Annotated in this window: 7 protein-coding genes; 1 reads left to right on the forward strand and 6 read right to left on the reverse strand. The window is 55.1% G+C overall.

Going from position 1 to position 17,381, the window contains the following annotated elements; all coding sequences use genetic code 11:
- The first annotated feature begins 15 nt into the window (after nucleotides 1–15).
- Nucleotides 16–1,998, forward strand: coding sequence for an NAD(+) synthase (gene nadE, locus Pla144_RS06800; RefSeq protein ID WP_146449324.1), 1,983 nt, complete (start codon nucleotides 16–18; stop codon nucleotides 1,996–1,998).
- Between the two features lie 29 nt (nucleotides 1,999–2,027).
- Here nadE and Pla144_RS06805 read toward each other — a convergent pair whose 3' ends face one another.
- The 6 genes from Pla144_RS06805 to Pla144_RS06830 form a co-directional block, all read right to left on the reverse strand.
- A complete protein-coding gene (locus Pla144_RS06805) occupies nucleotides 2,028–4,955 on the reverse strand; it encodes a hypothetical protein (protein WP_146449326.1) in 2,928 nt (975 codons plus the stop codon).
- 328 nt (nucleotides 4,956–5,283) lie between these two features.
- Entirely contained in the window at nucleotides 5,284–9,243 is a 3,960-nt protein-coding gene (locus Pla144_RS06810) for a beta strand repeat-containing protein (RefSeq protein WP_146449329.1), read from the reverse strand.
- Nucleotides 9,244–9,571: 328 nt separating this feature from the next.
- Nucleotides 9,572–11,728: a bifunctional 23S rRNA (guanine(2069)-N(7))-methyltransferase RlmK/23S rRNA (guanine(2445)-N(2))-methyltransferase RlmL gene (gene rlmKL, locus Pla144_RS06815; RefSeq protein ID WP_146449331.1), complete on the reverse strand. Its 2,157-nt coding sequence runs from the start codon at nucleotides 11,726–11,728 to the stop codon at nucleotides 9,572–9,574.
- Between the two features lie 170 nt (nucleotides 11,729–11,898).
- Nucleotides 11,899–12,282, reverse strand: a complete 384-nt coding sequence (locus tag Pla144_RS06820) for a GxxExxY protein (RefSeq protein ID WP_146449334.1) — start codon at nucleotides 12,280–12,282, stop codon at nucleotides 11,899–11,901.
- Between the two features lie 131 nt (nucleotides 12,283–12,413).
- Complete coding sequence (locus Pla144_RS06825; protein ID WP_146449336.1) at nucleotides 12,414–12,902, reverse strand: TraR/DksA C4-type zinc finger protein; 489 nt, start codon at nucleotides 12,900–12,902, stop codon at nucleotides 12,414–12,416.
- 29 nt (nucleotides 12,903–12,931) lie between these two features.
- The gene (locus Pla144_RS06830; protein WP_146449339.1) at nucleotides 12,932–17,254 is read right to left on the reverse strand and encodes a beta strand repeat-containing protein; all 4,323 of its coding nucleotides are present in this window, start codon (nucleotides 17,252–17,254) and stop codon (nucleotides 12,932–12,934) included.
- Between the last annotated feature and the right edge of the window lie 127 nt (nucleotides 17,255–17,381).

Below are 17,381 nucleotides of genomic sequence, written 5' to 3' on the forward strand. Positions count from 1 at the left end.
GCGTATATTTGAGAGATGAATCAACTTCGCCTCGCTTCTGCCGCACTCAATCAAACCCCGCTCGCATGGGACTCTAACCTTGCGAATATCGTTGCCGCACTGGACGCCGCCAGGGCGTCGGAAGTAAGCCTGCTCTGTTTGCCCGAGTTGTGCATTAGTGGTTATGGCTGCGAGGACGCATTCTTTGCTCATGGTGTTCAACAAACGTCGCTCGATATCCTCGCCGAAATATTGCCAGCCACAAAGGGATTGGCCGTCGCACTTGGATTGCCGCTGGTTGTCGAGGAGCAACTATTCAATGCCTGCGCCTTTGTCTGCAATGGACTTCTGATCGGCTTCGTGGCCAAGCAGTGCCTCGCTGGTGATGGCATCCACTACGAACCCCGCTGGTTTAAGCCCTGGCCAGCCGGCAAAGTGGGCGAGGTGACTTGCTTCGGCGAATCATTTTCGGTCGGTGATGTGATGTTCGACTGCGGTGGCGTAAAGATCGGCATGGAAGTCTGCCGTGACGCCTGGGTGGTAGAGCGAACTGGCAAGAGGCTCGCAGCGCGAGGCGCAGATGTCATCCTCAATCCCAGCGGAAGCCACTTTGCTTTTGCCAAGCAAGAAATCCGCCGTGACATAGTGCTAAGAGGTAGTCGTGATTTTCACGTCAGCTACGCCTATACAAACTTGCTGGGAAATGAAGCGGGCAACGTGGTTTACGACGGAGGGACCCTGATTGCCACTCGGGGAGAGTTGGTCGCGGTCGGCCCGCGGTTCTCATTCGCTGATTATATTCTGGTCCATGCGGATGTCGACGTGGACGCTACTCGCGCGGATCGTGCAGAGGCGAATCTTCCGATCATTGAACTGGATGGGGCGACTCTCGACTGTGGCTTCCAATTACCGTCAGCGACAAAAACGATAGCACCGACTCAACCGAGTCCCTGGGACACATCTCCCCCGTCGAAAGAAGAAGAATTCGCACGGGCGGTCTCCCTGGGGTTGTTCGATTACCTGCGAAAAAGTCGGGCGGGAGGTCTTGTGATCTCACTCAGCGGCGGTGCCGACTCCGCTACCGTCGCCACGATGGTGTGGCTCATGACCAAATTCGGAGTGGCGGAGTTGGGCTACGAAGGACTTGCGCGAAAACTTGCTCAGATTCCACAGCTCGCTGAAGCGAGCAGTGCCGAAGAGATTGTCGGTGCACTGCTCACATGTGTTTATCAAGCGACCCGTAATAGCGGTGAGACGACCCTCAAAGCAGCTTGCACGATTGCCTCGGCTATCGGAGCCAATTTTCTTGAGTGGAACATCGACGCAATGGTGGATGGTTACGTCGACACCGTTTCTAAAGCTATTGGAAGAAGCATAACTTGGAAGGGGGATGACACGGCTCTGCAAAACATCCAGGCTCGCGCCCGCGCACCGGGGGCCTGGCTGCTGGCGAATCTCAGTGGTTCCCTTTTGCTGACCACGAGTAACCGCAGCGAGGCTGCCGTCGGTTACGCTACGATGGACGGTGATACTGCTGGCGGTCTGGCACCTATTGCAGGAATTGACAAGGCTTATTTGCTCGAGTGGCTCAAATGGATGGAGCGCACGGGTCCTGAAGGAATCGGCCCCCTGCCTGAACTGGCGGTCATCAATGCTCAAACGCCAACTGCTGAGTTGCGTCCTGTATCGGAAAGCCAAACCGACGAAGGGGACCTGATGCCGTACCGCGTTCTCGATGCAGTCGAGCGGGCAGCGATCCGCGACAAGCTCATGCCCGTCGAAGTGTTTCAGGCGGTGCAAGATCGCTTCCCGGAATACTCGAAGGAGCAACTCGGCATCTGGATCGAGCGATTCTTCCGCCTCTGGTGCCGCAACCAATGGAAGCGAGAACGCTACGCCCCTTCGTTCCATCTGGATGACGAGAACCTGGACCCAAAGAGCTGGTGTCGGTTTCCGATCCTCTCCGGCGGTTTTGAGCGCGAGCTCGCTGAGCTGCGCGAACTGTTGACTGATGGTTAGCCGCGACGCGGCAGGCGAGTCCTGCTCACCTAAGCGGAGCGTTCCCTAAAGTTCATCACAACCAGACCCAAAGCAATTAACACAACTGCGCCAGGCTCCGGCACGACTCGCCCGATATTATCTTGTTGAAGGCTCTGCGCAAGCGGTGGTGGATTTCCATACTGCGCCTGCCATAACGCCAGATCGCCGCTATTGATGCCATTAGGTGATCCCCCTCGCTGCCAGACGAGAAAATCTCGCCCATCGACGTCGCCGTCCAGGTCGAAGTCTCCTGGGAGTGTTGCAAACAAAGTCACGTCGTTGCCATCGCCACCGGCGTAAGAAACGAACAAATTCGTGCCGCCGAAATTTCCGAGCAAGCTTCCTTCGGGGAGACCGGCAAAGTTACCTGTCAGCGAGCCTTCGACATCAAGAATTTCAAACTGCTGACCAGCAGCGAGCGTGAACCCTTCGAACAGCGAGACGTCGAGTGTGCCAGCGAGGGTAGCGTCCCCTGCGATGACGAGTTGGTCGAACAGGGAGCCGGCAGTGAGGCCACCCAGCTCGATTACGAGATTGCCGAGAGATCCCAAATTCAGATCGCCACCAAAACTCATCATGCCGAGGCTTGTGCCGGGTGTTAGTTCGCCAAGTATCTGGATCTCGCCGCTGCCTTCGCTGCCATTGCCAGAAAGCGAACCGGCAAAGACGGCTGTCGATCCGCTCGCCACGTTGATTGTTCCATTGTTAGTGACATCGTCGAAAAAGGTTGTGGTGCTATCTCCCACGATCGAAATTGTACCGCTAGCGCTGTTGACCACATCTCCTCGGATTTCGGTCGCGTCGAAGCTCAAAGGTGCTGTGCTGTCGTGGGAAAGGCCTCCGTCGAATCGCAAGAGGGCGTTAGTAGCGAAGATCCTGCCGGTTGTGGCGTTATTGGTTGCTGCGCCCTCGAACCAAATCTCTGCCGGATCGACGGTCGTGCCGATCGCTTCCACGAGGCCGGCATTGGATACACTCGTGCCTCGGACGTTTAACTGCTCACTTGAGCCGGCGCGGATTACTCCACCGGCGGCGATGAGAAGATCGGCCACCAACACTCCGTCGCCGCGAAAAACGCCTCCCGCATTGATCGTCGCCCCGTGCAGCGAAGTAATCTCCGCACCGGCAGACAACGCGAGCGTGGAAGCCTCCGTGCCACCTCCTACGAATAACTCGTTAACGATGCGCGTTACGTCGCCGGACGCGGTTACGGTTCCCGCCGCATCGACGAAAATCTGCATGGCTTCGTCTGGCTCGCCCCCATGGTTCCAAGCCGTACCCGAGTCCCAAGCCCCTTCACCTCCATTAGCATGCTGACGGACGATACGTACGAAGATTTCGTTGACGTTGTCCACATTCTGATCGGCTAGGTATAAGACCAGGCTGCCATCGGGGCTGAGCTGATGTGACAACACATTGCCACCTGCCCCCAGTGGGCCGTTAAGCTTGACTGCAGTTCCCCCCGCGCTAGGAACGATAAAGATTTCATTGACATTGTCCGTCGATTGATCGGCCATATAGATCACGCGGCTGGAGTCGGGGCTGAATTCCAGGCCTTCTGATACCACATTGCCGCCGGCCACCAGCGTGCCACTAAGCTTCGTCGCCATTCCTCCTGCACTCGGAACGATGTAGAGTTCATTCACGTCGTTAGTCGTCTGGTCAGCCAGGTAGAGGACGCGCGTGGAGTCGGGGCTGAACTGCAGGCCGGCGGAATCGACGTTGCCACCGGAAACCAACGCACCATTGAGCTTTGTGGCTGTTCCTCCCAAACTGGGGACACTGAAGATTTCAAACACATCGTTGGTCGTCTGGTCAGCCAGATAGAGGACGCGCGTAGAATCGGGGCTGAACTGCAGGCCGTTGGGATCGACGTTGCCGCCAGGTGCGAGCATGCCGTTGAGCTTGATAGCGAAACCGCCTCCGCTGGGGACACTAAATATTTCATCTACGTCGTTGGTTATTTGATCCGCCAGATAAAGTACGCGTGAGGAATCAGGGCTGAATTGCAGGCCAGCCGAAGAGACATCGCCATTGGGAGTGAGTGGTCCGTTGAGCTTAGTAGCAATGCCGCCTCCGCTGGGGACGCTGAAGATTTCAGCTACGCCGTTGGTCACTTGATCGGCCAGATAGAGTACACGGCTGGAATCAGGACTGAACTGCACGCCCGCCGCAGAGACATCGCCATTGGGAGCGAGTGGTCCGTTGAGCTTGGTGGCAAAGCCGCCTGTGCTGGGGACGCTGAAGACTTCATTCACATTGCTCGTTGTCTGGTCTGCCAGATAGAGAACACGGCTCGAATCGGGGCTGAACTGCAAGCCGCTTGAGGAGACATCGCCATTCAAGACGAGCTGACCATTGAGTTTGGTCGTGAATCCCCCAGCGCTCGGGACAATGAAAATCTCATTCACAGTGTCGGTCACCTGGTCAGCTCGATAAAGTACTCGACTGGAATCGGGACTGAATTGCAATCCAGTGGAAAATACATCGCCATTAGCCACTAGTGAGCCGTTGAGCCTAATGATGATGCCTCCCCCACTGGGGACGCTGAAGAGTTCATTCACATTGTTAGTCAATTGATCGGCCAGATAGAGCACGCGGCTGGAATTGGGGCTGAATTGCAGGCCCTCGGAAAACACATTCCCACCTGGTGGGAGCAAGCCGTTGAGCTTTATTGCCAGGCCCCCCGTGCTGGAGACGCTGAAGATTTCATTGACGTTGTCGGTCGTCTGGTCTGCCAGGTAGAGTACGCGGCTAGAATCGGGACTGAACTGCAGGCCTTCGGGAATCACACTACCGCCCGTCACGAGCGGACCGTTGAGCTTGATCGGCGATGCGGCCAAAGCCGATGTACCTATCCAAAGTGCGGCCGCAATCAAGTGAAGAACTTTACAAGAAATCGGCAAAGCGCCGCAGCGGCGAACGCATCCAGTCATGGGGTGAATCCTTTCCAAGTTGTGGTACGTGGGCGATCCACCGTCTCTCGAGTGCGTCCTCTTGCAACTCTATCAAGCCAGGCCGCTGATCTTCGCCAAGTCCAAAGTTACCGCCAACACGATCTCCTGCAAACACTGAAATCGGAGTTTTCTTGAATCATATCGCCGGCCCAGTAGAAAGCATCTTGCCAGTATCCGGACAATGATATCCAGAGCGGTTCCAGCTCTGGCATAGCATTGCTAGCAGTTAAAATTGGCGGCGGTGACCACGCGTAAAAGCGAATAGATGACTTTGCAGCTTACGGCTCACTTGAACAGTGGGACTTCACTATTCGCCAGTAGCCGAAGTGGGTCGTGGCATGCAAATCAACGCCATGATCCCTACACAAAGTATGATGCCAGCGCCCGGCTCCGGTACGACAGCACTCGCCGCCGCCAAGGGTGGGTTTCCATACTGTGCCTGCCACACTGCCAGATCACCGCTATTGATGCCATTAGGCGATCCCCCTCGCTGCCACACAAGAAAATCGCGGCCATCGACGTCGCCATCTCCATCGAAGTCACCGGTTGCGCCACTTGATACCACATTGAGAGACACGGTGATCCCACCGGGATTCACTAACCAGGCAAGTCCTGGATTGAGCGCAGGAAGATTGAGCGTGTCAAACATTCCAGCAAAGCCGGCTTCGCCGCGCAAGATTCCGAATGAATCGCCCAACTGCGGTTGAAAACCGCCTTCAAGGGATACATTCAGCGTGCCATCAATTGAGAGAAACTCGCTTGTGGTCAAAGCATCAAACTCATCTGGGGCTGTACCTCCGATATCGATCCCCAACGAACCGAGGGATGCAAGTGATACGTTACCTGTAAATGTATTGCTGCCGACTAGTTCAAGGTTGCCATTGTTGATAACATCGCCGTTTATGGTCGAATCAATCACCACCAGCGTGTTGTTATTGGTCAGACTCGTACCAAAAGAAGCGGTCCCTTCGGCGACGACGGTTGTACCGGAGTTGACTGCAACACCAGCCGACACGGTCCCGCGCGCGACGTTGAGCAGTCCATCGGATTGCACGAACAGCGAGGTAGTTACATTGACGGTCTGGTTCTCATCGACAACGAGGTTTGAGCCGAACAGGCCGGCATCGGTGACCACCAAGCCGGTATTTGTGAGATTAAATATGCCTGCGTCGAAATCGAGATTGTCGGCGCTCGCCTTCGCCATTGAGCCAACCGAGAGAGTTCCTCCGTAGAGCCGAAGAGGTGTACTTAGCACGGCCGTGTTGTTGACGGCGAGATGCTGGTCTGCAGCTAAGGTCGGTGACGGACCAAGTGTTCGGTCGAGGAGAGTCGAGGTCAATTCGTAGCTGGGTCCAGCGGTAAAACGAAGCGTGCCCGAGTTGAAATTGAATGTCGAACCTGCGTCAGTAAAGAGAATTGTGTCGCCGATTGAAATTTCGCCTCCGTTGAGGTTGGCATCGCCAAGATTACGGATGCGCAGGTTGGAGGCGATCGTTACAAGGCCTCCGGTGTTCACATTCAGGGTACCAGAGCCGCTTAATTGGGAACTCGTCTCGGTACCGGCAATCGTGAGTTCTCCATCGCCAACGCCACTAGCGTTAGTAATGGTCCAGCTAGACACGTCGGTCGTGGTACTGCCGAGTGTCGCAGTGCCAAAGCTTCCGGTGAAGTGGCCTATGTATGCCTGACCACCGTTGGTAACCGTACCGCCGTCAGAGACGTTTAACATGCCGTTAGCGCCGTTGGTGGCGCCACCCAAAGTATCATCACCGAGGGAGAAGGTGGTCCCGACGTCGAGCAAAGAAGTTGGTCCGTCGACGTTGACAGTCCCGACGCCGCTGCCGAAAGAGCCGGCTTGGAATTCGTCAGTGAGTTCGACAACGCCCCCGTTGGAGATATCGAGAATGCCCGATGAACTGCTGTCGCCATCTCCGACGTACATTGCCTCAGCTTCGACTCGGGAACCTGGGTTCATGACGATTACGTGTCCGTTGCCACCTGTAACATCGCCGACAATGATGCGGGCCTCAGAGAGGATAACGTTGCTGTCGTTGGGGTCACGCTGGACGGCAGAGAAGACGCCACCATCAGTGACTTCAAGCGTGGCCCGGTCGCTAGTGCTGCCGCCCGCGTTGCCAACGCTGACATCGCCTGTGCCAAAGTAATCGACGCGCGAACCAGTTCCTGTGATCGTGAGCTTGGAGCCATCGGCGGCGGCATTGTCGCCTATGAAGATGCGCTGCGACGGGTCAGTGGTGGCTGCCCGAACTTCGGCACCCTGTTCGACCGTCATTGTGCCCTTACGAGCGTCACCAACATAGAGATATCCATTGATATCGACCGTGGAAGGAGTACCACTATTAGAGCCTGTTACGAGCAGATTAGCCTGAGCACTACCTGCCAGGCTCCCGACAACGATGCCTTCGGCATCGATGCGTCCGCCATCTCTGACCTCGGCAGTGCCGTCACCGCCGTAACCAATGCGGAGTATATCATTGATACCAGTATCATCATGAAAGTAGGTCGAGCCAGGGCCCGTCACGATGAGCTTTCCGCTGGCCGTGGAATTGCCGCCGATGTAGGTCTCGTCTAGGACGTTCAGCGTGCCGCCGTTTTGGATGGTGACCAACCCAGTCCCGCCACTTCCGTCGGTGCGGCCACCGATCTGCACATTGCCAGTGTTACTGGTGGTAGCGTTCACGATGGCATTGTCGATGGTAATAGAACCGTCCGCGTTGCCCTGATAACCAATCCAGAAGTCGCCGGAATTATTGAGAATGGCCCCGTCGCTGACGGTGGCAATGCCTGTGCCGTCGGTGGCGACGACAAAGTTATTGGTCGCAGTCAAAGTAGTGCCCGTGCCGGTGACTTCAAGCGTCCCATTGGATGAGGCACCAGAGCCGACCCGAGGAGATGCAGCAGAAAGTGTTGCTCCGTCACGGAGTTCAAGAGTTCCCTTGCCACTATCACCTACGTAGAGGACATTGCCGACGGTGACCATGGTGTTAGGCCCACTGACGTAAGCGATATTGTCGAGTTGGTTCGTGGAAGCGGAGCCGATGCGTAGGTCGCCGCCGACGCTAATATCTGCATGACCAACGCCGAGGGGATCGGCATTGAGGTTGGCGGCAAGATCCACGCCGACGCGGAGTTCGCCAAGCCCGAGGTTGCCGACATAAAGATCGTTGGTAACGTCAAGAGTGGAGATGTTGGCCCCCGAGCCCGTGTCGGGAGTTCCGAAAACTGCGACTCTGCCTGAGCCGCCTGCATCGGCGAGGGTCATGTCGTTGCTGTTACTGCGAACGAGGCCACCATCTTCGACTGAAAGCGTGGCGTCTCCCAAGTTGCCAATTTCCAATCGTGCCATATCCCACTGCGAGCCGACGCCATTGACCGTAACGTCGCCACTGGAACCGGCGTTCAGTGCTACGAAGGCGTAGGGGGAGGTGCCGATGTTTTGGTTAAGGACGCCCCCATTGGTGATGTTCAGATGGCCCGTTCCAGATACGCCGATTGACATATCCTCGGCAATCACACTAGAGCCAGAGCCGTCAATATTCAGCGTCCCTTCACCGTCCGCTGTGAGGCCAAGATTGAAGTCAGCAATGCCGCCACTGGTGTCGTTGACGATCCGAGCGAGCCCTCCCCCGGTAACGTTGAGGGTTCCCATGCCTGCGTTGCCTATAATAAAACCATCGCCACTTGCAGGGCCATCGGTCTGAAGTGTTGTGCCAGATCCATCGACATTCACAACACCGACCGATCCCAATTGATTACCGATGAACACATTCCGTCCGCGGAAGTCGGCGTCAGCATCGAGATTCAGAGTGCCGTAACCCGCATCGCCAACGATCAAGTCCAGGACGGTATCCCAATTGACTGCGGCGTTGACAGTGAGAATCGAGCCATTCGCCAGTGCAGTGCCAAGCGCGTCGTCGATGGTGACGGTTCCCTCGGTATCGAGGTTCGAGCCGCCGGCACTCGTGAAGACCCAGTCGTTGTCTAGCACGTTGAGATTCAATCCGTTGCTCAGCGCTGCAATAAAGACAAGAGGCGTACCTGGGATATCGACTGCGAAGGTCACATTATCGTTGTCATCGGGAATTTTTCCCAGGCCGCCTCCACTCTCCGTCCAACTGGTAGCATCGTTGTAGATGAAGACTGGGCCGCCGGTCGTCTTTGACCATTCCAGGTCGACCGAATGAGCCGAGTTGAGTGCTAACAGACCCAGAACGATAGCAACGAAAAACCGAGATGTGAAACGCATCGTGAGAATCCCCCTTTGAGTGTGGCCCAAGCAAAGCAGAGGCTTTGCTTGCACACAGATTGTCAAACAATAACGAAGGAGACGGTCAAGCCGTACGACAATTATTTTTGCGTAAAGTGAAAACCGCAGAGCAGGCAATTCTGGTACTCTACCAGGGATCGCGACTCGATCAACCCTAAAACATCGTTTGTTAACATTGCGTGTAGATCATCAAAGGCACGCCAATAAGTACTTCTTGATGCTTTTCGAAATGAAACAATTCTTCTCAAATGCTCGCGTGTGAATATCGCATTTGCGCATAGAACGCGATGTTTAGACTTCTCTTCCTTCACTCTCCATTTAACACCAATCGCCAGCAACGGTGAATTCGCTTATTACGAAAGTCTTCAGGCACCGTCTGTTTGCTGATCTCGCGAATGTTCACGTTTTTGAGAGCCGCTTCGTTGAGTTTGAACCGCCGTGAGTTGGTCGAAAAATAAATTACACCCTCCGGTGCCATGTGCTCGATGAGATGATTGAGCAGCGGAACGTGCCCGAGCTGCACGTCCCAGTCATGTTCCAGTCGTTTACTGTTGGAGAACGTTGGCGGATCAACTACAGCCAGATCAAACTTTTCGTCGGCATTGAGATCTGCCAAAAACTCTTCGGCATCGGCACGGACAAACCGATTTTGCGGTCCTGCCAATCCGTTGAGTAGCAGATTCTCTACGGCCCAGTCGAGATAGTTGGCCGACAGATCGACCGAAGTCGTCGAGGCCGCTCCACCCGCCGCGGCATAAACTGTAAACGCACCGGTGTAGCAAAACAGATTGAGAAACTTCTTTCCCTCCGCAGCCTTTTGAACCATCGAACGCGTAAGGCGGTGATCGAGAAACAGTCCCGTGTCGAGATAGTCCGACAGGTTTACTTTGAACTTGAGGCCTCCTTCGGTGACAGTGTGAGTTACCTGACGGTCGCTTACACGTTCGTACTGAGATGTTCCCCTTTGCCGGGCACGGTGCTTCAAGAAGACAGCGTCGCGCGGTATTTCTAGTGCCCCGGCAGCAGTCGCACACATGAGGTCAAGCCAATCGGCGTGCTCGGCCGCCGTGCGGTCGTGGGGCCGCTCGATCTCTGCGATATGCAGCGCGTCTTCGTAACGGTCGACAATCAACGGGACCTCAGGAATATCGCGCTCGTAGATACGGTAGCAAGTGATCCCTCGCTTGGTGGGCCAGCGCCGGAGATGCCGCGCGAGCTTCTTGAGTCGGTTGGAGAATTCTTCTGCTTGGCGGTTGGCCTCATCCCGCAGACCGCCGAATGCCGGAGGAGTCCGGACGATTGGTTTCTTGTTTACAACCGGAGGATCATCGTTTGACCCCTCGCGGGGTGGGCGTGGTCCGTAGAACTGATAGAAGGTACAAGCGATCCGAGCGTTGTATAATTTGCGGCGACGATCTGCCCCTTGGCCGACGAGTTGTTCCAGGTCCTCGCGGGCTGAGAGGATGTAGTGTGACCACGACTTCAATCGCCGCAGCACTTCGGGAAACGTGCGATAGAGTTCCGCGATCTCGCGTTCTTCTCCCATCCGAAATCCGTAGGGAGGATTCATGATTGTGCAACCGAACGATCGCTTGCTCGTGAGATCGGCAAAGGCCCGTTGCTGAAAATGCACGTCCTCGGCAACTCCCGCCTGCTCGGCATGATAGCGAGCCAGACTCAACGCTTCTGGGTCAATATCGGTCCCCATAGGTCGCTCTTCGAGTTGCGGCAGTACTAGGTCCGCAGCTTCTTCACGAGCTTGGTTCCACGGTTCGCGGGGGAACGTCGGCCACAGTTCAGCGGCGAACTCGCGATTGCGCCCCGGTGCCAGGCGCCTCGCGAGCATGGCCGCCTCGATGATAATCGTCCCCGTGCCACAGAAGGGATCGACCAGGGGTCGGTCAGGTTTCCAGTAGCTCAATTGCACTAAAGCAGCGGCCAAGGTCTCGCGGAGCTGCGCAAGTCCTGCCAACTTGCGATACCCCCGCTTGTGTAACCCGTCGCCCGAGGTATCAATCGACAAGGTCGCTTCGTCATCCAAAATCGCAATTTCCACCGGGACCGGTGGGCCCGTCTCAGGAAGTTCAGGCACCTGCTTGAGCAAGCGCTGGACAATTGCCTTTTTCACGGCGCGCTGCACTGCCGGCACGCTTGATAGTTGAGACTTGTGTGAACGCCCCCGCACGGGAATAGCTGATTCGTGGTCAATCCACTCTTCCCAGGGAAGATCCATAGCTGTATCAAACAAGGCATCGAAGTCAGGCGCGGGAAACTTTGCCAATTGCAAGAGCACCCGGTCTGCCGAGCGGAGCCACAGGTTCGTGCGACAGATCGCAGAATCATCTCCGGTGAATTCGATCCGCCCTGGTCTCGCAACGCGGCCCTCGTAACCTAGCGCAGCCAATTCCCGCACCACAACGGCTTCAAGCCCAAAGGCAGCAGTGGCGACTAATTGATGCGGCATTAGAGAATAAAAGTAATCCGAATTGCAGAAGGGGAATGCCAATAATGACAGACCTTCACCACATCGACTAGAGGTGAAATATTGCTGCGAAGGGAAAAGAACACTAATCTCCACTAATCTTCGCTAACAAGAATTGTATTAGTGGAGATTAGTGTCGATTAGTGTTCCTGCTATTGTGGGTGGAGATCTGACAAAATAAATCGCTTCCACTCAAGATCCCCCTTTCTTCCGAAATTTATCAAGTAACCTACTTTCTGACGCGCGATCCGCATGTAGTTGAATAGTTGCGCCTCATGATCGGCTGTCACCGCAGTTAACGCTTTGATTTCCACTATGATTCCACTGCAGACGAGCATGTCGGGCTTGTAGCAAGTGTCAAGCAGATGATCTTTGTAATACGCAGCGAGCACACACTTCGATTGAAAAGGGATTCCGCGTCTCGAAAGTTCAATTTCAAGACTCTGTTGATAAATCTCCTCTGCCATTCCATAGCCAAGTTCATTGTAAACCTCGAACGCGGCACCCATGAGTTGGTAACCTTCGTCTTCAAACATCTACTATTCCTCTGCCTGATTATTCTTGATTAGTAGCGTATCACAATTCTGTTGAGACCGTCATAAGCCTATGATCAACGATTGGCATGAAGGTGGCATTACTAGATAATGACAAACCCGCTTCTCACCAACTAGAGGCGACAAGCAGGTTGTCCTGTGCAGAACTGCTTATAGCGTGTGATGCCACCAGCACTGCTCACACGCATCTCCAAGAGCGCACCGCATTTGGTGCAGTATTCCACAGCGAGGGGTTCTGCACCGCGATCTGCCGCATCTTGGCAGGCGACGCAGCGACGAGCCGTGGGAAAGATATCTAGACGTTCAGGCGGAACCGGTTTGTGGCAGATTTCGCAGAGAATGGCCTGCTGCCAGTCGTCTTGCTCAGAGCGATTACTAAGGCTGGCATCGTCCGCTTCGACGATCAAGAGCCCTGTGGCATGACAGCTGTCACAGGTAAGTCTCTGCGCGTTGACTTGCAGAACCTCATCCACCAAGTCAGCCGGCGGATTGGAAGCTCGACGAAACAGGCCCAGTTTTCGCAGCCTGCTGGCCAGTTCTTCGTGGCCACAAACAGTTCGCCAGCCACATTGGGAGCATAGCAAAGCTTTGCCGAAGAACATTCCAGTTTCCTACCAGGAAGGTGAACGCCTTACGGAGTCGGCTGCAAGACAGGCGGATTGATGTTGTTGATTGTGCCGGCCGTGTTTACGGTGCCTACATTGTTGTCGCCAGCAATCGTGTCCACAGAGTCAACTAGATTGAATGTACCCGCAGTCTGAGTAAGTTCATAGGAAACCGTACCACCTGCCGCAGTGTTGTCGCGCAGGTCGAGGTTGATCGTGGCTCCAGCATTGTTGACTTCGATGGCGAAGGGATTTCCGGTTGAGGTGTTCACGAAACGATTGTTGTCTCCAATTGGAGCTGGTGGCGGATCGTTGCTGTTCGACGAGAAGCCAATCGTCCCACTAAACGTGGTTCCTCCAGCGACAACAATGTCCGCTGTGGCGTCAGTGCTGTTGCTATTGAATACGTTGTCTTGAACTAAGAACCGTACATCGCCGACTGCGGCACCGAGATTTACTTCCAAGGCTTGGTCAGCTCCGGCCACGACGTTGCTATTCCTCATGGTGAAGTCAACGCGATTCGCGTTGCCAGCGGTGTCAAAGAAGACACCTTCCTGGCTAATACCACTGATGTCGACGTTATTCATGGTCAGATCGAACTGGCCGGAGCCAGAGGCTGACACATTCACGCCGCGGTTGCCGGACTCTACCGTCACGTTATTCAACGTCACATTGGCGACAGACGTATTCCCGTGTGTGACGTTTACGGCATTGTTACCAGCCGTGTTGACCGTTACGCCGTTAACCGTCGTGCTCCGAGCGTTGGAGATTTCGATACCGACACCAGTTCCTGTGTCGACGGTATGTGTCCCGTTGATAATTGTCGTGCCATTGCCACTGATCACCATACCACGTCCGGCAGTCGTATCGATGTCGAGTTGACTACCTGGCCCGAAGTTGACGGTGTTACCTGCGCTGTTTCCAGTGATCGTTAAGGCGTCGTTGCCTCCCGTATCAAGTTTGGTCATACCATTAACATTGACCGTGCCACCGGTATTGGTGTCGATCGAGATACCTGTGCCGGTGTCTTCGACTTCCCCGTTGATATTTACTGTGCCGGCCGTGAGATTGTGAACTTGGAGCGAGCGGCCCGCAGTATTGGTAATTTTACCGTTGACGCTTGCTGTGGCATTGCCCTCGATATCGACCGAGGTGCCGGTGCCGCCGGTGATGTCCGCACTGACTATGACGTTGGAATTCTGTCCCGTCAGGTGAACGCCGCTGCCGGTTGAGGTGCCGAGGTCGATGCTGCCTGCGTTCGTGAAGTTTACCGTGGCACCGTTGTTGCCCGTGATCGCTATCGAATCGTTGGCACCAGTGTTGAATGTCAAGTCATCGGTCACGTTGACCGAGCCACCGGTATTGTTGGCAATCCGCATACCAGTGCCATTGTCAGTGGTTGTACTGTTGTAATTGACAACACCACCAGTGCGGTCCACTACTTCCAGAGAACGACCGGCCCCGTTGGCTGTCACCTCCGTATTGACCGTGATCGTGTTCGTGCCATTATCAATGAACACGCCACGGCTTGCAGTTGTAATGGAACCAGCATCGGTGGTATCAGCACCGACCACTACTGCACCGGTGCCTGTCAGATCGACGAGAGAGATACTATCTACGGTACCGCCAGTTACGGTCGCCTTGTCGATAGAAACACCTGCGGCATCCACCTCCACATCGTTCATAGTCAATGCAGCACCACTTACAGTACTAATCTCAGTAGCACCCGTTACAGCGACGGCTCCCTTGTTCGTGGCGACGAAACCGTTGCCTGTGCCAGTTGCGGTGAGATTCATTTCGTTGATTGTGGTGGTAGAGCCGTCGTTCGAGTCGATGAAGACTGCATCTCCAGTTCCCGAGGTCGTAGCCGTCAAATCGTTAAAGATGTTTGTGCCACCAGTGTTGTTTTCTACGTTGACCGCGTTGCCATTGACCGAGGTAGCTACGAGTTCTGTAAAGGTTATCGTACCGTCGGAATTTCCATCAGCAGGAACAGTCGCCGAGCCAATCACCACACCATTCGCAGCACCCGAAGTAGTCACTTGAACGCCGTTAAACGACGCAGCATCGGTCGTGGCGTCCTGGTTGATAATTCTCACGCCGTCACCAGTGTTGGCAGAGTTATCAATGGTGACATTGTTGACGACCACGTTGTTCGCATTGTCGATGCTAATACCGGTACCATTGGACTTGATGATGCCACCATCACCCGGATCGGTACCGCTGCCTATGCGTACTTGAGCGGTGCCGTCCAGATTAGCCAACTTGACACCTTCGGCTGCTGCACCCGCGGTGTTGACCGTATCGAAGTTCGCACCACCGGTACCAATTAACATCCCATCGATGTCGATGGCCGTTCCAGTGCCGGTGGCTGTAACCGCGTTGGTACCATTGGCACTCGTCACAATGAGTGTGCCGTCGCCCGCAGCTTTGAAGCCTGTACCATCGACTGAATTGATTACAATGTCGGCAAACCGGTACGTCACATCCTCATCGGTGCCGCTAATATCTACACCATTGCCAGTTCCCGTCGTGTTGGTGGTCAGCAGTCCATTAAATCGAATCGTCGAAGGCGTAGCCGTATCGGCACTATTATTCATGATCGTAAGGGCAGCCGCGTCGACATCCGTGGTGAGAGCGATCTCATCTGTGAATGTAATGTTGGCGTCGGTGTTGTCATGAATATACACGCCCGTGCCACCGGTGGTGGTGATCATACCACCGTAGGCAATGGTGCCCCCGGTGCGATCGCGAATCTCTAGGGCACGACCTACGGAAGTGTTGATGATCGGATTGAGGTTCATTCCATCTTCACCACCGACGATCAAGAACGAAGTGTCGGCGGCATCATCGATCGTGACGGTGTTTTCGACCACGGGGGTCCCCGTGATATCCGTGAATGAAATACCGATGCCGGTAGGTGCATTAATGTCTAGGTTCGCCAATCGCGGCGAATTCACTGCATTACCCACGACAGCGTTGGTGCCGCCGTTGATTGTGAAGTTGTTGATCTGGTTGTCGTTGGCCAAGGTGAAGACGTCGCCAACTCCGTTGATGATCGGCGCGGGGAGACTGCCAGCGCCCATGGATGTCTCTGGCAAGGTTAATGTGCCGAGTTCCACGCTGTCGACAATGTGGTTTACCATGTCGCCGTCTTGATTCACGCCTTCGCCGAGTACCTTGACGTTGTCGACCGCTGTGAAATTCCCGCTGAGCACCGAATCGGAGTACACATAGACATAGGAGCCGTCTTGCTGTGCGGCTTCAGCCTGAGCCAACGTGGTATAGGGATTCTCAAAGGTACCATCCCCACCCAACGGTGCATTACTGTTGACGTGGATGAAGTTGAACAATTCGTTATTGTCAGCATCAGTCAGCGGATTGCCAGCAGCACGGGTGGTAGCCACGGAGGATGTCGCGATGAAATCATTCCGCCAGACTGGGTCACGGAAGCGATCGGCCAGCACACCACATGGCGCATTGCCACTATGCGTGCGACCTACGAACCACGTGATGCCAAACATCACATTCGTGTGATAGATGTCGTCGTCAGTCACTTGCAAACTGACCGCCAGGTCGGGGAGTGCATAGCCTCGCATCCCGGCGCGAACCCCAGCATCGTCGGCACCACCGCCACCGAGATAGTACGCACCCAAGATAGCCCAGGCGTCGAGGTCGCCGATTCGCTTGGCAGCCTCGGCGTCGACGACCGAGTAGGCGGTGTCGGTAGTGATCGATTCTAGGCCGGCAAATAGCTCGTTACCTGAAAAACTCGGTGTGTCGAAATCAATCAGCGTGGGGTCCCCAATTTGGGTGCGATCCAGCGGAAAGTAGCCATTGAGTCGCAAATCGTAGGACTCGCCCAACGACTCAAGTCCGAAACCGAGCTGGGTGAAAAAGTTATCAGCCTTGGTACTCTGCCCATCCGTCCAGAAGCTCATTCCTAAGATGCGTTCGGAATCGAAGCCGCGGTTGAAATCGACCATCTCGCGATAACCGACACCCAGATTGAAGCCACCTCCAAAGTCTTCGCTAAGCGTACCGGCGGCATCCACAAACCAAACAGCGTTGTCGAGAGGGAAGACCGGCATGGTTCCCAAACTTACGACCCCCGTTTCGGTGCCGTACCCTTCGGTGTGATAGCCAAAACGCAAAGGTGTCCCCAGCTCGCGACTAAAATAGTTACCCGAACTTGTGTAGCTGACCGGAAGCACTGATTCACTCCCGGAGGAAGTTGCGAGGGCCTGGTCGACCTGCGCATAAAGTCCTCCGTGGGGGATGCTCAGCGAAAGCAGTGCCACGATGATTGTAGGCCAGTAACTTAGCAAGAGGCGAATTGTATTCCTCATGCGATGCTTCTCCTGTCAGGCGTCGCGACGGTCGGCTGCTTCGTGTGGCATTGCAGCGCGCGAATCCCCTGCGGAGAAGTGATAAAACACTTCTCGCGGCAATTGTGCGCGAAAGTTCCCCACGAGT

Origin of the sequence: Bythopirellula polymerisocia (genome assembly GCF_007860015.1) — a bacterium.
GTDB lineage: Bacteria > Planctomycetota > Planctomycetia > Pirellulales > Lacipirellulaceae > Bythopirellula > Bythopirellula polymerisocia.

Coding starts and splice junctions, on each gene's coding strand:
- Pla144_RS06810 (WP_146449329.1), bottom strand. CDS start 9,243: ATGCGTTTCACATCTCGGTTTTTCGTTGCTATCGTTCTGGGTCTGTTA.
- Pla144_RS06830 (WP_146449339.1), bottom strand. CDS start 17,254: ATGAGGAATACAATTCGCCTCTTGCTAAGTTACTGGCCTACAATCATC.
- Pla144_RS06820 (WP_146449334.1), bottom strand. CDS start 12,282: ATGTTTGAAGACGAAGGTTACCAACTCATGGGTGCCGCGTTCGAGGTT.
- Pla144_RS06805 (WP_146449326.1), bottom strand. CDS start 4,955: ATGACTGGATGCGTTCGCCGCTGCGGCGCTTTGCCGATTTCTTGTAAA.
- nadE (WP_146449324.1), top strand. CDS start 16: ATGAATCAACTTCGCCTCGCTTCTGCCGCACTCAATCAAACCCCGCTC.
- Pla144_RS06825 (WP_146449336.1), bottom strand. CDS start 12,902: ATGTTCTTCGGCAAAGCTTTGCTATGCTCCCAATGTGGCTGGCGAACT.
- rlmKL (WP_146449331.1), bottom strand. CDS start 11,728: ATGCCGCATCAATTAGTCGCCACTGCTGCCTTTGGGCTTGAAGCCGTT.